Source organism: Streptomyces sp. NPDC043685 (genome assembly GCF_056436585.1).
On the sequence record NZ_JBWKCH010000009.1, the window covers coordinates 15,645 to 30,433 of the forward strand.

At 70.8% G+C, this 14,789-nt stretch carries 14 protein-coding genes; 5 read left to right on the forward strand and 9 right to left on the reverse strand.

Going from position 1 to position 14,789, the window contains the following annotated elements; all coding sequences use genetic code 11:
- Positions 1-182 precede the first annotated feature (182 nt).
- Positions 183-881: a phosphatase PAP2 family protein gene (locus AC0665_RS27605; RefSeq protein WP_478705981.1), complete on the forward strand. Its 699-nt coding sequence runs from the start codon at positions 183-185 to the stop codon at positions 879-881.
- 15 nt (positions 882-896) lie between these two features.
- On the opposite strand, the gene AC0665_RS27610 is transcribed toward AC0665_RS27605, so the two are convergent.
- Positions 897-2,450 (reverse strand): FAD-binding oxidoreductase, encoded by a 1,554-nt coding sequence (locus AC0665_RS27610; protein ID WP_478509667.1) that lies wholly within the window; start codon positions 2,448-2,450, stop codon positions 897-899.
- A gap of 403 nt (positions 2,451-2,853) precedes the next feature.
- On the opposite strand from AC0665_RS27610, the gene AC0665_RS27615 reads away from it, so the two are divergent.
- Positions 2,854-3,705, forward strand: a complete 852-nt coding sequence (locus tag AC0665_RS27615) for an SCO4651 family lipoprotein (protein WP_468412093.1) — start codon at positions 2,854-2,856, stop codon at positions 3,703-3,705.
- A gap of 85 nt (positions 3,706-3,790) precedes the next feature.
- Entirely contained in the window at positions 3,791-3,964 is a 174-nt protein-coding gene (locus tag AC0665_RS27620) for a hypothetical protein (RefSeq protein ID WP_468635994.1), read from the forward strand.
- A gap of 6 nt (positions 3,965-3,970) precedes the next feature.
- Here the strand turns inward: AC0665_RS27620 and AC0665_RS27625 are convergent, their stop codons facing one another.
- Complete coding sequence (locus AC0665_RS27625; protein ID WP_478705982.1) at positions 3,971-4,348, reverse strand: metal-sensitive transcriptional regulator; 378 nt, start codon at positions 4,346-4,348, stop codon at positions 3,971-3,973.
- Between the two features lie 203 nt (positions 4,349-4,551).
- On the opposite strand from AC0665_RS27625, the gene AC0665_RS27630 reads away from it, so the two are divergent.
- Together AC0665_RS27630 and AC0665_RS27635 are read left to right on the forward strand one after the other, a co-directional pair.
- Positions 4,552-5,172: a DUF47 domain-containing protein gene (locus AC0665_RS27630; protein WP_363119978.1), complete on the forward strand. Its 621-nt coding sequence runs from the start codon at positions 4,552-4,554 to the stop codon at positions 5,170-5,172.
- 7 nt (positions 5,173-5,179) lie between these two features.
- Positions 5,180-6,178, forward strand: a complete 999-nt coding sequence (locus tag AC0665_RS27635) for an inorganic phosphate transporter (RefSeq protein ID WP_468412091.1) — start codon at positions 5,180-5,182, stop codon at positions 6,176-6,178.
- A 121-nt stretch (positions 6,179-6,299) separates the two neighbouring features.
- Here AC0665_RS27635 and pstB read toward each other — a convergent pair whose 3' ends face one another.
- The 7 genes from pstB to AC0665_RS27670 form a co-directional block, all read right to left on the reverse strand.
- On the reverse strand, positions 6,300-7,076 hold the full coding sequence (pstB, locus tag AC0665_RS27640) for a phosphate ABC transporter ATP-binding protein PstB (protein WP_468412089.1): 777 nt from the start codon (positions 7,074-7,076) through the stop codon (positions 6,300-6,302).
- A 40-nt stretch (positions 7,077-7,116) separates the two neighbouring features.
- On the reverse strand, positions 7,117-8,178 hold the full coding sequence (gene pstA / locus AC0665_RS27645) for a phosphate ABC transporter permease PstA (protein WP_468635997.1): 1,062 nt from the start codon (positions 8,176-8,178) through the stop codon (positions 7,117-7,119).
- Positions 8,175-9,176 carry a phosphate ABC transporter permease subunit PstC gene (pstC, locus tag AC0665_RS27650; protein WP_468412085.1) on the reverse strand — a complete coding sequence of 334 codons (1,002 nt, stop codon included), beginning with the start codon at positions 9,174-9,176 and terminating at the stop codon, positions 8,175-8,177. The genes pstA and pstC overlap by 4 nt, the downstream gene beginning before the upstream one ends.
- 103 nt (positions 9,177-9,279) lie before the next feature.
- Positions 9,280-10,410 carry a phosphate ABC transporter substrate-binding protein PstS gene (pstS, locus tag AC0665_RS27655; protein WP_468412083.1) on the reverse strand — a complete coding sequence of 377 codons (1,131 nt, stop codon included), beginning with the start codon at positions 10,408-10,410 and terminating at the stop codon, positions 9,280-9,282.
- Between the two features lie 255 nt (positions 10,411-10,665).
- The gene (locus tag AC0665_RS27660; protein WP_478705983.1) at positions 10,666-11,109 is read right to left on the reverse strand and encodes an NUDIX hydrolase; all 444 of its coding nucleotides are present in this window, start codon (positions 11,107-11,109) and stop codon (positions 10,666-10,668) included.
- Positions 11,106-12,278 (reverse strand): CHAD domain-containing protein, encoded by a 1,173-nt coding sequence (locus AC0665_RS27665; RefSeq protein WP_478705984.1) that lies wholly within the window; start codon positions 12,276-12,278, stop codon positions 11,106-11,108. The genes AC0665_RS27660 and AC0665_RS27665 overlap by 4 nt, the downstream gene beginning before the upstream one ends.
- Positions 12,259-14,625, reverse strand: coding sequence for an RNA degradosome polyphosphate kinase (locus tag AC0665_RS27670; RefSeq protein WP_366049911.1), 2,367 nt, complete (start codon positions 14,623-14,625; stop codon positions 12,259-12,261). Before AC0665_RS27670 ends, AC0665_RS27665 begins: the two co-directional genes overlap by 20 nt.
- Between the last annotated feature and the right edge of the window lie 164 nt (positions 14,626-14,789).

Genomic DNA, 14,789 nt, shown 5'->3' on the forward strand with positions numbered 1-14,789 from the left:
TCATTCGGTGGAGTGTGGAACGTATCAACGGGGACCGTGCGTTCCTGGAGACGTAGCCGAGCGGACGTTCATCGGCACGCGTCCCGCACGCGTGCGGCGGAAGCGGATCTGCAACCACGGGGGTGGCGGGAGCGGCGCACGCAAAGGTGCGCCGGGAGAGACGACGAAGGGGCCGCAGCACCATGGCTGGACTCGCCGATTCCGGGTCGAACCCCGACGTCGACCTGCTGTACGACATCAATGGCCTGGCCAAGGACGCGCCGGCGTGGTTCGACCGCGTCATGGAGTTCGTCGGTGAGTACGGGCTGCTGTTCGCCATCGTCGCGCTGGTGGTGGCCTGCTGGTGGACCGTCAGGCGACGCGGGGACGAGGACGCGGTGTCCACCGTCGCGGCCCTGATCTGGGCGCCGCTGGCGGCGGGGATCGCCGTCCTGGTGAACGTGCCGATACGGGGATTCGTGGAGCGGCCCCGGCCGTTCCTCGATCACCAGGGCATCGAGGTGCTCGTCCAGGGCAAGACCGACTACTCGTTCGTCAGCGACCACGCGACGATCGTGATGGCGCTGGCCGTCGGACTGTTCGTCGCCCACCGCAGGTTCGGCCTGGTCGCTCTCGTGCTCGCGCTGTTCGGCGGGTTCATCCGCGTCTACATGGGCGTGCACTACCCGACGGACGTGGTCGGCGGCTTCGCGCTGGGCACGGCGGTGGCGCTGCTGCTGTCGCCGCTCGCCATGGCGCTGCTGACGCCCCTGGTGCGGGCCGTCGAGCGGTCGCCCCGGGCGGGATGGCTGGTGCGCGCCCGCGGGCGGGCCGAAGGGGAGGACACGGCGCTCCCCGAGGCCCGCAGCGAGCGGGCCTCGGAGCGGGACCTCGCCGCGTAGCGCCGAGGCGGCCCCTTACAGCGCCTGGGGATAGGTGAAGAAGCGGTCGGGGTCGTACCGCTTCTTCAGCTGGGTCAGGCGGGTCGCGGCGTCTCCGTAGTACGCCGTGCGCCAGTCGGTCAGGGTCGGGTCCGTGTAGTTCTGGTAGGCCGCGCCCGAGGCGTAGGGGCGCATCGCCCTGTGGGCGGAGGCCAGCCAGTCGCGGGCCGTCGCCCCGCTCGTGCCGGCCCGCCAGGCGGCGATGTACTGGGCCAGCATCCGCGAACGCCGGTGCACGAAGGCCGTCGACGTCGGGGAGACGCGGTTGACCGCTCCGCCGAGGGCCGTCAGCGCGATGCTGGCCGTGCCGCCGCGCACCGAGGCGATCCGGGACAGCAGCGTGCGGATGCCGTCCGGGGAGAGCGAGCGGTCGAAGAAGTCCGAGGCGGCCGCGTAGGTCTCGCGGCCCAGCGCGCCCTTCGGGGAGCGGCCCGGCGTCGAGCCGGGCAGATGGCACTGCGCGTCCGTCGGGAACGAGGAGCAGCCCGCGTACACCTCCATCGACTCCTCGTACGAGCGGCGCTTGAGGGAGACGCTGCGGGCCGGGGCGCCGACGCGGTCGGCCAGGCGGTCCACGGCGTTCTTCAGCTCGCCGTGGGTGCCGAGGGAGAACGCCGAGACCGAGACGGTCGGGGTGCCGCCCGCGGCGTTCGCCACGTGCAGGGAGGACCAGATCTCGTCGGGCTGCGACGGGCCCCATTCCTGCCAGGCCTTCACCACCGCGGCCGCCTTCGACCACGGCCAGGACAGGTACGCCGAGACGCCCTGCGGGGCCGGGTGGGTCTTGAAGTGCAGCTCCGTCACCACGCCGAAGTTGCCGTTGCCGGCGCCGCGCAGGGCCCAGAACAGGTCCTTGTTCTCACGGGAGTCGGCGGTGAGCTGCTTGCCGTCGGCGGTGATCAGGGTGGCCCGGGTGAGGCTGTCGCAGGTCAGGCCGTAGGCGCGGGAGACCACGCCGTGGCCGCCGCCGAGGGTGAGGCCGGAGACGCCGACGGTGGGGCAGGAGCCGGCGGGGATGGTGACGCCCTTCGCGGCCAGCGCCCGGTAGACGTCGATGAGTTTGGCGCCGGCGCCGACCACGGCGGTGTCGCCGGAGGCGCGGACACGGCTGAGTTTGGAGACGTCGACGATCAGGCGGCCGTTGCCGGAGGACCAGCCTCCGTAGGAGTGGCCGCCGTTGCGGATCGCCACCCGCAGGGCGTGGGCACGGGCGTAGGCCAGCGTCGTGCGGATGTCGTCCGGGTGGGACACGTACGCGACCGCGGCGGGCTTCAGGCTGTCGAAGCGGGTGTTGTAGAGCTGCTTGGCCGCGGGCCAGTCGGCGTCGCCCGGGCGGATCAGCGGGCCGTCGAGGTCGCGCGCCAGGGCCGACCAGTCGAGGGCGGTGGATCTCGAGGTGGTGGAGGTGCGCGCGACGTCGGACGCCGTGGCTTCGGAGCGGGCGCCCGGCTGGGTGCAGGCGGAGGTGAAGGGGGTCGCGGCCGCGGCGATGGCTGCCGTGCCGGCTGTGAGGATGGTGCGCCGTTCCATGGGGCCTCCCGGTGGTTCCGTCGTGGGAGACGGGGTGACGGTGGTGCGGGTTCCACGGCTCCGACGTGACCCGGAGCGGGCGTCTGCCGCGGGCGTCAGCCGGGGGTGTGTTTCTCCGCGTCGGTGCGCGCCTGGCTTCGCGCTCTTCGCGCCGGGCCGCGCCAGCCGCAGGTGCAGTGAGCCATGCAGAAGGGTCCCTTCTCCATGGTCGTCGTGCGGTGTTCCGGGAGGTTGGGGGGAGGTTCCAGCCCGTCCTGCTGCGCCACGACGACAACGGTACCCAGCCCGGGTAAAGGGTTCGTATGCCGACCCCGGCGGCTCGCGTGACGGGGGCACATACCCGTCGTTAACCGGAACAACGAGGGGGCCCGTGACGGACGTACCGGCTGGGGGTAGGCAGGCGATGACTGGGCGGCAGCGGCATGGGCGGCGCGGGCGGACGGGTGCGGCTCTGGCCGTGGCCGGGCTCCTGGCCGGGGCGGGGCTGGGCACCGGAGGATGTGCCGGGGGTGACGCGGTCGCCGGGGACTCGCGCGGCGGGGACGCGGTCGTCGCGCTGCGCCGGGCCGCCGACCGGCTTGTCGAGGCGGGCAGTTCGAAGGCCCGTACGTCGATGGAGATGGCCGCCGGCGGGACGCGGGTCACCATCCGGGGCGCCGGGGTGTACGACTACCGCAAGCGGATGGGGCGGCTGAAAGTGCTGCTTCCGCAGGACCCCGCGGGGGTCGCCGAGCGCCGGCCGATCACCGAACTGCTCGCACCGGGCGCGCTGTTCATGAAGAACCGGGGCGCCGGAGTGCCCTCGGACAAGTGGGTGCGGGTGGACACGCGCACCCTGTCCGACGGCAACCTCGTCACCGGCGGGGCCACCGATCCGTTCACGGCGTCCGAGGTGCTGCTCGGGACGCGGACCGCGACGTACGTCGGCAGGACGGAGGTCGCCGGGACCGGGGTGCGGCACTACCGGGGGACGGCCGACCTCGGTGACGCGGCCCGGCGTGCCTCGCAGGGGAACGCGGGGCCCCTGAAGGCGGCGGCCAAGGGGTTCGCCACCGCCGAGGTGCCCTTCGACGCCTACCTCGACGACGAGGGGCGCATCCGCAAGGTCAGGCACCGGTTCAGTTTCCTCAACGGGCAGCAGAAGAGCCCGGTGGCCGTCGCCTCGACGACGCTGCTCTACGATTTCGGGGCCTCGGCGCGCGTACGGTTGCCCCGGACCGACGACATCTACGCGGGCAAGATCGCCGAGGACTGACCGGCCTGAACTAGCCCGTCCGTGCCATGCGCGGTGTGTAGGCCGCTCCCTACTCTAGGAAGTCGGTAACGGCAGAGACGAGGTGATGCACGTGGCTCCGGTCGGCGGTACGGCAGTTCAGGACCACGTGGCCCTCGCCGAGATCGAGCTGTGCGGCGAGCTGATCATCGCCGCCTCGGCCGCCCAGGAGCGGCTCAGCCTGGAGAGCATCGACGCGGTGCTGAGAGTCGCCGAGGAGCGGGACGCCGTACGGGAGTGACCCGGCTCACGTCCGCAGCATGCGGGCGATCGCCTGGGTGGCCTCCTTCACCTTCGCGTCGATCTCGTCGCCGCCCTTGAGGGCCGCGTCCGCGACGCAGTGCCGCAGGTGCTCCTCGAGCAGTTGCAGGGCGAAGGACTGCAGGGCCTTGGTGGAGGCGGAGACCTGGGTGAGTATGTCGATGCAGTAGACGTCCTCGTCGACCATGCGCTGCAGGCCGCGGATCTGGCCCTCGATGCGGCGCAGGCGCTTGAGGTGTTCGTCCTTCTGCTTGTGGTACCCGTGCACCCCGTGGTCGTGGTCGGTGATCCCGCCCGCCTCCACGGGGTCGGCGGTGCCGGTGGTGACATGGGCGACATGTGTGGTGTCGGTCACGTCCGTCATCGCTTCCTCCTGGTGGGCAGTGGGTCGATATATACCCCTGGTGGGTATATGGTACCGAACTTTGCCGGGTATACGGCCTGGAAACCGCCCCCGTGCTCATCACTGTGCCTGATGGGCGACACTGGTGGGCGGCCCGATAGCCGTGGCCGGATGATGCGCCTAGCATCAGCCTGACCGAAACCGAAGCACCCCGAGGACCCCACGTGCGCTTTCGTCTGACCCCCAGGGAGACGAGCTTCTACGACATGTTCGCCGCCTCCGCGGACAACATCGTCACGGGCTCGAAGCTCCTGATGGAACTGCTCGGGGCGGACACATCCGCCCGGGCCGAGATCGCAGAGCGTATGCGGGCAGCGGAACACGCAGGTGACGACGCCACGCACGCGATCTTCCACCAGCTGAACTCCTCCTTCATCACGCCGTTCGACCGCGAGGACATCTACACCCTCGCCTCGTCCCTCGACGACATCATGGACTTCATGGAGGAGGCCGTCGACCTGGTCGTCCTCTACAACGTCGAGGAACTGCCCAAGGGCGTCGAGCAGCAGATCGAGGTCCTGGCACGCGCCGCCGAACTGACGGCCGAGGCGATGCCGCACCTGCGCACCATGGAGAACCTCACCGAGTACTGGATCGAGGTCAACCGCCTGGAGAACCAGGCGGACCAGATCCACCGCAAGCTGCTGGCGCACCTGTTCAACGGCAAGTACGACGCCATGGACGTGCTCAAGCTCAAGCAGATCGTGGATGTGCTGGAGGAAGCGGCGGACGCCTTCGAGCACGTGGCGAACACGGTGGAGACCATCGCCGTCAAGGAGTCCTGAGCCCTTCATGGACACCCTTGCTCTGGTCGTGACCATCGCGGTCGCGCTCTTCTTCACGTACACCAACGGCTTTCACGACTCGGCGAACGCGATCGCCACGTCCGTCTCGACCCGTGCGCTGACGCCGCGGGCGGCGCTGGCGATGGCCGCGGTGATGAACCTCGCCGGTGCGTTCATGGGCTCGGGCGTCGCCAAGACCGTCAGTGAGGGCCTGATCCAGACACCGACCGGGTCGAAGGGGATGGGTATCCTCTTCGCCGCGCTGGTGGGCGCCATCGTCTGGAACCTCATCACCTGGTACTTCGGGCTGCCGTCCTCCTCCTCGCACGCGCTGTTCGGCGGCATGGTCGGCGCGGCCCTGGCCGGCGGGACGACCGTCTACTGGAGCGGGGTGCTGGAGAAGGTCGTCATCCCCATGTTCATCTCCCCGGTGGTCGGTCTGCTGGCCGGATACCTGGTGATGACCGCGATCATGTGGATCTTCCGGAAGGCCAACCCGCACAAGGCCAAGAGGGGCTTCCGCATAGCGCAGACCGTCTCGGCGGCCGGCATGGCGCTGGGACACGGTCTGCAGGACGCGCAGAAGACCATGGGCATCGTGGTGATGGCGCTCGTCATCGCCGATGTCGAGGACTACGGCGACCCGATCCCGGTGTGGGTCAAGATCGCCTGCGCGGTGATGCTGTCGCTGGGCACGTACGCCGGTGGCTGGCGGATCATGCGGACGCTGGGGCGGAAGATCATCGAGCTGGACCCGCCGCAGGGCTTCGCGGCGGAGGCGACGGGCGCGTCGATCATGTTCACCTCGGCGTTCCTGTTCAAGGCGCCGATCTCCACGACCCATGTGATCACCTCCGCGATCATGGGCGTCGGGGCGACGAAGCGGGTGAACGCCGTGCGGTGGGGCGTCGCCAAGAACATCATCCTGGGGTGGTTCATCACGATGCCGGCCGCGGCGATCGTGGCCGCCGCGTCGTTCGGGATCGTGAACCTGGCGTTCCTGTAGGCCGGATCCCGGCGCAGCGAAGCAGTACGTGAAAAGGCCCGCCCCTGGGAGAGGGGCGGGCCCTTTTCGGCCTCGCGGTGGCACCGCCATGCAGCACCGCGAGGAGACTTCGCGGGGCGGATCAGCCGAAGCGGCCGGAGATGTAGTCCTCCGTGGCCTGGACCGACGGGTTGGAGAAGATGCGCTCCGTGTCGTCGATCTCGATGAGCCGGCCGGGCTGGCCGACCGCCGCGAGGTTGAAGAACGCCGTGCGGTCGGAGACGCGGGCCGCCTGCTGCATGTTGTGCGTCACGATGACGATCGTGAACCGTTCCTTCAGCTCGCCGATCAGGTCCTCGATCGCCAGCGTGGAGATGGGGTCCAGGGCCGAGCAGGGCTCGTCCATGAGCAGCACGTTCGGCTCGACCGCGATCGCCCGGGCGATGCACAGACGCTGCTGCTGACCGCCGGACAGGCCCGAGCCGGGCTTGTTCAGGCGGTCCTTGACCTCGTTCCAGAGGTTCGCGCCCTTGAGGGAGCGCTCGACGATGTCGGAGAGCTCGCTCTTCTTGTAGTTGCCGTTCAGCCGCAGGCCCGCCGCCACGTTGTCGAAGATCGACATCGTCGGGAACGGGTTCGGCCGCTGGAAGACCATGCCGACCTCGCGGCGCACCGACACCGGGTCGATGCCCGTGCCGTAGAGGTCCTCGTCGTCCAGCAGCACCTTGCCCTCGACCCGGCCGCCCGAGGTCACCTCGTGCATGCGGTTGAGGGTGCGCAGGAACGTCGACTTGCCGCAGCCGGAGGGGCCGATGAACGCCGTCACCGAGCGCGGCTCGACGGTCATCGAGATGTCTTCGATCGCCTTGTGGGAGCCGTAGTAGGCGGTCAGTCCGCTGACGTCGATTCGCTTGGCCATTACTTCACTTCCAGACTCGGTCGGTCGCTGTATGGCCGCGTCAGCGACCGGTGCTCGGGGACTTCCAGCGGGCGATCCCGCGGGCCACCAGGTTCAGGAGCATCACGAAGGCGATCAGGGTGAGCGAGGCCGCCCAGGCGCGGTCGTACGCCGCGCCGGAGCCCGCGCTGTTCGCGTACTGCTGGTAGATGTACAGCGGCAGCGAGGCCTGCGCCCCCTCGAAGGGGTTGGCGTTGATGAACGCGTTGCCCCACACCAGCAGCAGGACCGGGGCGGTCTCACCGGTGATTCGGGCGATCGCGAGCATGATGCCGGTGGTGATGCCGCCGATGGAGGTCGGCAGGACCACCTTCAGGATGGTGCGCCACTTCGGGACGCCGAGCGCCAGGGAGGCCTCGCGCAGCTCGTTCGGGACGAGCTTGAGCATCTCCTCCGTGGAGCGCACGACGACCGGCATCATCAGGATGGCCAGGGCCAGCGAACCGGCGAAGCCGAAGGGCTGCATGTCGAACATCAGCATGAGGCTGAGGATGAACAGGCCCGCGACGATCGACGGGATGCCGGTCATGACGTCGACGAAGAACGTGATGGCCTTGGAGAGGTTGCCCCGGCCGTACTCGACGAGGTAGATCGCGGTGAGCACGCCGATCGGCGCGGCGATCACCGTGGCGAGTCCGACCTGCTCCAGGGTGCCGAGAATGGCGTGGTAGATGCCGCCGCCGGGCTCGGTGTCGGCGACGACGCCCATGGAGTGCGTCAGGAAGTACAGGTCGAGGACCTTCACGCCGCGCACGACGGTCGACCAGACCAGCGAGGCCAGCGGGACGACGGCGAGCAGGAAGGCGACCCAGACCAGGGAGGTCGCGATGCGGTCCTTCGCCTGCCGCTTGCCCTCGACGCCCGCGGCGATGGCGTACGTGCCGACGACGTAGAGGATCGCGGCGATCAGGCCCCACTGGACGCGGCTGTGCAGGCCGCCGGCCAGGCCGATGACGACCGCGAGGGCGATCGAGCCGCCGGCGATGGCGTAGGGGGACCACTTGGGCAGGCGGGCGCCGCGCAGGCCGCTGGGGCCCTTCGGGGTCACGGTTGCGGTGCTCATGCGTTGGCCCCCGAGTACTCCTTGCGGCGGGCGATGATCGCGCGGGCCGCGCCGTTGACCAGCAGGGTGATGACGAACAGGACCAGACCGGAGGCGATCAGCGCGTCGCGGCCGAACTCGGTGGCCTCACCGAACTTGCTGGCGATGTTCTGGGCGAACGTGCCGCCGCCCGGGTCCAGCAGGCTGGCCTGGATGTCGAAGGTCGGGGAGAGCACCGTGGCGACGGCCATGGTCTCGCCGAGAGCGCGGCCGAGGCCCAGCATCGAGGCGGAGATGACGCCGGAGCGGCCGAAGGGGATGACCGCCATGCGGATCACCTCCCAGCGGGTGGCGCCCAGCGCCAGGGCCGCCTCCTCGTGCATCTGCGGGACCTGCCGGAACACCTCGCGGCTCACGTTGGTGATGATCGGCAGGATCATGATCGCGAGCAGGATCCCGACGGTCAGCATCGAGCGGGGGGCGCCGCCCTCCCAGGAGAAGACGCCGGTCCAGCCGAGGTACTCGTCCAGCCAGCCGAAGAGGCCGTTCATGTTCGGCACGAGGACGAGGGCGCCCCACAGGCCGTAGACGATGGACGGCACGGCGGCGAGCAGGTCGATCACGTACGCGATGGGGCCGCGCATCCGGCGCGGTGCGTAGTGCGTGAGGAACAGCGCGATGGCGACGGCGACCGGGACCGCGATGACCATGGCGACGATCGAGGAGACGACCGTGCCGAAGGCCAGGACGGCGATGCCGAAGTTCGGCGGGACGAGGTTGGTGTCCCACTGGAAGGTCGTGAGGAAGTTGCCCTCGTCCTTGCTGATGGCGAGGGAGGCGCGGTAGGTGAGGAAGACCGCGATCGCGGCCATGATCACCAGCAGCAGGATGCCGGAACCGCGGGAGAGACCGAGGAAGATCCGGTCCCCGGGGCGGGTGGCTCCGCGTGCGGCGCGCTTGTCGAGGGCCGGCTGCGAGGCGGGGGGAGGAGCGTCTTTTGTCTGTGTGGGTGTGCCCATCAGGTTCTCCGGTCTGCGGAGCCGTACCGGGGGTACGGCCACTGGCGGCGGTGCACCGGACGGTGCGGCCCGGCCCCGGGGAGGGGGCCGGACCGCACTCGGGTCAGCTCAGGCCCTCGATGGTGGTGCGGACCTGGGAGATGATGTCGGCCGGGATCGGCGCGTAGTCGTTCTCCGAGAGGACCTTCTGGCCGTCCTCGGAGGCGATGTAGCGCAGGAACGCCTTGGTGCCCGGGAGGGTGTCGGACTTGTTGCCCTTGTCGCAGACGATCTCGTAGGTGACGAGGACCATCGGGTAGGCGCCCTCGGCCTTGGTGCCGTAGTTCAGCTGGAGCGCGAGGTCCTTGCCCGTGCCGACGACCTTGGCCTCGGAGATCGCCTTGGTGGCGTTCTCGACGGTGGCCTTGACCGGCTGGGCGGCGCCCGTGTCGAGGTCGACGGTCTTCAGGCCGTCCTTGGCGTAGGACAGCTCGAAGTAGCCGATGGCGCCGTTGGTCTGCTTCACCTGCTGGGCGACACCGGAGGAGCCGGAGGCGGACTGGCCGCCCTTGGCCTGCCAGGTCTTGCCGCCGTCGTAGGGCCAGTCGCTCTTGGCGGTGGCGATCAGGTACTTGGTGAAGTTGTCCGTGGTGCCGGAGTCGTCCGAGCGGTGGAACGCCTGGATCTTGAGGTCCGGGAGCTTCGCGTCCGGGTTCAGCTTCTTGATCGCCGGGTCGTTCCAGTTGCCGATCTTGCCGTTGAAGATCTTCGCCAGGGTCGGGGCGTCCAGGACGAGGTTGTCCACGCCGTTGACGTTGTAACCGACCGCGATCGGGCCGCCGACCATCGGCAGGTCGATGCCCTGACCGCCGGTGCAGACCTTCTTGGAGGCGGTGACCTCGTCGGGCTTCAGCGCGGAGTCGGAGCCGGCGAAGGCGACCTGACCCTGGGTGAACGCGGTGACGCCGGCGCCGGAGCCGCCGCCCTTGTAGTTGATCTGCACACCCTGGCAGGCGGAGGTGAACTGCTTCACCCAGGCGTCGATGGCGTTCTTCTGCGCGGACGAGCCGTCGGCGAGGAGCTGGCCCTTGGCGTCGTCGCACTTGACGTTGCTCGGTGCGGCGGCGTTGGACGAGGTGCCGCCCTTGGTGTCGCCACCGGTGTCGTCGGAGCCGCACGCCGTGAGGGCCAGGGCGCCGGAGACGGCGAGAGCACCGAGAGCGAGGGCCCGCCGGTTCATGCGCTGAAGCTTCACTTGAGTTCCTTCCAGGAGCCGCCGTCCTGATCGGCGGCGTGCGAAGAGTGAGTGACGCGGACGCGGTCGCGCTCGACAGGCGCTCTCGCGTCGGTAAGGCCGAAATTAGGCAGATCAGGTGAAGCGGCCGATGGCCACACATGAACGAGGGGTGAACCCCTGCCTAAGGTGTGGTTAGGTCACGGAATGCTCACGGGGAGGGCACGTGAGGATTCCGCTTCGCGGGCGCGTCCCCCTGGACTTCGGCGGCCGGCCTCACTCCGGGCGGGCGGCCGGACGCGGCCGGTCCAGTACCGCGAGCAGCGCGTCGACCAGGGGGCGGTCCTGGGGGCGGGTGAGGCGGGCGCGGGCCGCGTCGGGGACCAGCCACGCGATGCGGTCCACTTCGTCGGTGGGGGTGAAGGCGCAGGTCAGCGCCTCGGCGGCCCAGTAGCGGACATGCTTGGGGCGGCCGTTCGCCAGATAGTGCTGGCCGGGCAGCTCGGTGCCCGGCTCGGCCCGGCAGCCCGTCTCCTCCGCCACCTCGCGCAGGGCACCGACGAGTGCGTCCTCGTCGCGCTTGAGTTTGCCCTTCGGCCAGGACCAGTCGTCGTATTTCGGCCGGTGGACCAGGCAGAGCCGCACCTCGCCGTCGGCGGAGCGGCGCCACAGGATGCAGCCGGCCGCACGGACGGTGGCGCCGGGGGACGTCGGGTTCATCCGGTCCTCACCGCCTCTTTCTGCCAGCACTGCTGGAACGCGAAGCGCGCCGCCTCCACCTCGTGCCGCTGGTCGGCGTGGAGCACGCCGAGGGCGTACGCCGTGGCCGGGGCGATCCTGGGCGTGCGGGCCGCCTGGGCCGCCGCCGCTGCCGCCTCGGAGGCGTCGCGATGCCGGTTCAGGGCCTGTCCGGCGGAGAGCAGGCGCAGGTCGACCACGGCGTTGCCCTTGGGTCCGCTGACGGCCTCCCGGGCGTAGCGGTGCAGGCGCAGCAGCAGCCGGACCTGGTGCCACGGGGCGTCCTGCGGGTGCGGGACCGTGTCCGGGGACAGGCCGTGGACGAGGGCCGCGGCGTTGTACGGGTTCCCCGCGGTGACCAGCGGGAGGGCGGCCACGGCGTCGGCGAGGCGGTCCTGGGCGGCGGTGGCGAGGGGCCGCAGGTCGGTGCCGGCGGCGCCCTGGGCGAGGGGCACCTCGCTGGCCAGGACGGCGACCCGGTCCGCGACGGCGTGGAAGCGGCTGCTGCCCAGGGCCTGCAGGGCCGTGGAGTGGGCGCGGGTGCGGGCCAGGGTCAGCTGCCGGTCGAGCAGGGCGCCCGCCTTGGCGGCGCCGACGGTCAGGCCGCGTTCCGGTGCCGCGGCCGGTAGGGTGCGCGGTCCGGCGTCACGGGGTGCCGCTCGCTGCGGGGCGGGCGCAGCCCCGGCGGCACGACCGCCCGCGGCCGGGCCGGCGCGCGTGCCGGCCGCGGCGTCCGCGCGGCCGGCGGGCGCCGCGCCGGCCGGATGCCCCGGCAGCGCGGTCGAGCCCGACAACCGGTGCAAGGCGCTCAGCAGGCGCTCCAGCCGGGCCGTGTACGCGTGCTCCATCGCCAGCGTCCCCGACACCCAGGCCAGTTCGGGGCGCATCGCCTCGCACCAGTCGGTGTCGAGGAGGGGCTGGAACGTGTGCAGGCTCGCGCTGATGCGGCGGGCCGAGCGGCGCAGGGCGCGGGCCGCCTCGGCGGACGCCTCCGAGCCGTTGGCCCCCGCCCCCGTCTCCCGGTGCAGGCGCAGCGCCCGGAGGAACTCCGTGGCCTGGGTCCGCAGGTAGCCCGCGAGGGCGTCACCGGTCGGGTCGGGCCCGGCGTGCCCGGGCCGGGGGTCCGTGGGGTCAAGGTGTTGCTGTGCCACGCCGGCGCCTCCGGGCGTCTATGAGCATCTCCTGGACGTTGCGCAGGGGCTGTCCGTCCGCGTCGGTCGCATGCCGGGTCCAGTCGCCGTCCGGGCCGAGGTGCCAGGAGGCGGTGGAGTCGGACATGCCGGTCTCCAGCAGCCGGTTCAGGGCCGCCCGGTGGGCCGGGTCGGTGACCCGGACCAGGGCCTCTATCCGCCGGTCGAGGTTGCGGTGCATCATGTCGGCGCTGCCGAACCACACCTCGGGCTCGCCGCCGTTGCCGAAGGCGAACACCCGGGAGTGCTCCAGGAAGCGGCCGAGGATCGAGCGGACCCGGATGTTCTCCGACAGGCCCGCCACGCCCGGGCGCACCGCGCAGATGCCGCGCACCCAGATGTCCACCGGCACGCCCGCCTGGGCGGCGCGGTAGCAGGCGTCGATGATGGCCTCGTCGACCATCGAGTTGACCTTGATGCGGACGTACGCGGGGCGCCCCGCACGGTGGTGCTGGACTTCCTTGGTGATCCGCGAGACCAGCCCGTCGCGCAGCGACTTGGGCGCCACGAGCAGCCGGCGGTAGGTCTCCCGGCGCGAGTAGCCGGACAGGCGGTTGAAGAGGTCCGACAGGTCCGCGCCGACCTGCGGGTCGGCCGTGAGCAGACCGAGGTCCTCGTAGAGGCGGGCCGTCTTCGGATGGTAGTTGCCGGTGCCGACGTGGCTGTAGCGGCGGAGCGTCTCGCCCTCCTGGCGGACCACCAGCGACAGCTTGCAGTGCGTCTTCAGACCGACCAGGCCGTAGACCACGTGGCAGCCGGCCTCCTCCAGCTTGCGCGCCCACTTGATGTTGGCGTGCTCGTCGAAGCGGGCCTTGATCTCGACCAGCACCAGGACCTGCTTGCCGGACTCGGCGGCCTCGATGAGCGCGTCGACTATCGGGGAGTCGCCCGAGGTCCGGTACAGGGTCTGCTTGATGGCGAGGACGTCCGGGTCGCCGGCCGCCTGCTCCAGGAAGGCCTGGACGGAGGTAGAGAACGAGTCGTAGGGGTGGTGCAGCAGGACGTCGCGCTCCCGCAGGGCGGCGAAGATGTCCGGCGGGGACGCCGACTCGACCTCGGCGAGGTCGCGGTGGGTGCCGGCGACGAACTTGCGGTACTTGAGCTCCGGCCGGTCCAGGGAGGCGATCCGGAACAGGCCCGTGAGGTCCAGCGGGCCCGGCAGCGGGTAGACCTCGGCCTCGCCGATCTTCAGCTCGCGCACCAGCAGGTCCAGGACCTCGCGGTCGATGGACTCCTCGACCTCCAGGCGCACCGGCGGCCCGAAGCGGCGCCGCATGAGCTCCTTCTCCAGGGCCTGGAGAAGGTTCTCCGCGTCGTCCTCCTCGACCTCCAGGTCCTCGTTGCGGGTGAGGCGGAAGGCGTGGTGCTCCAGGACCTCCATGCCCGGGAACAGCTCCTCCAGGTGGGCGGCGATGACGTCCTCGATGGGGACGTAGCGGCCCGGGGAGCTCTCCAGGAAGCGGGACAGCAGCGGCGGCACCTTCACCCGGGCGAAGTGCTTGTGGCCGGTGACCGGGTTGCGCACGACGACGGCCAGGTTCAGGGACAGGCCGGAGATGTACGGGAAGGGGTGCGCCGGGTCGACCGCCAGCGGGGTCAGCACGGGGAAGATCTGGTGCCGGAACAGGGTGAACAGGCGGGCCTGCTCCTTCTCCTGGAGTTCGTTCCAGCGGACCAGGTGGATGCCCTCCTCCGCGAGGGCGGGGGCGACGTCCTCGTGGTAGCAGGCGGCGTGCCGGGCCATGAGCTCGCGCGAGCGGGCCCAGATCATCTCCAGCACCTCGCGCGGCTGGAGGCCCGAGGCGGAGCGGGTGGCCACGCCGGTGGCGATACGGCGCTTCAGCCCGGCGACCCGGACCATGAAGAACTCGTCCAGGTTGCTGGCGAAGATCGCGAGGAAGTTGGCCCGCTCCAGCAGGGGCGTGTTCGGGTCCTCCGCGAGTTCCAGCACGCGCTCGTTGAACGCGAGCCAACTGCGCTCCCGGTCGAGGAAACGGCCCTGTGGCAGCTGGGGTCCGTCGTACGGCGATTCCTCGTACCCGTCGAGGTCGGCGTCGATGTCCGGTTCCAGATCGGAGACCGCGGCGGCCACCGTGTGGGGGCGGTGGGCGGCGATGGAGCCCACGGAGGGCTGCGCGTGCTGGACCTGTGCCTGGGTGTTCGGCTGGCTCATGGACCCATTCTTCCGCGCCGCGAGCATCACGGGCGCGTCGGACAGCGCTGGCGGGAGCGGAGGCGTCACATGAGTGCTCCCGTTTCCCTCGGGACCCTCGCGGGGCGGGGAAGGCTCGGGCACGGCGGGATTCATTGGCCGAGCTTCGCAAGCTCGTCTGAATCGATGGTTACGGAGACATGACGTGCGGGACACCGGGGGGCGGCTCGCGGGCGTCCACCGGGCCCGTCGAGAGGGGCGGGCGGCTGCCCACAGGCTGTGGACGGCGCTCGGCGGCGCACGGGCGGGAGTGTCCCCGA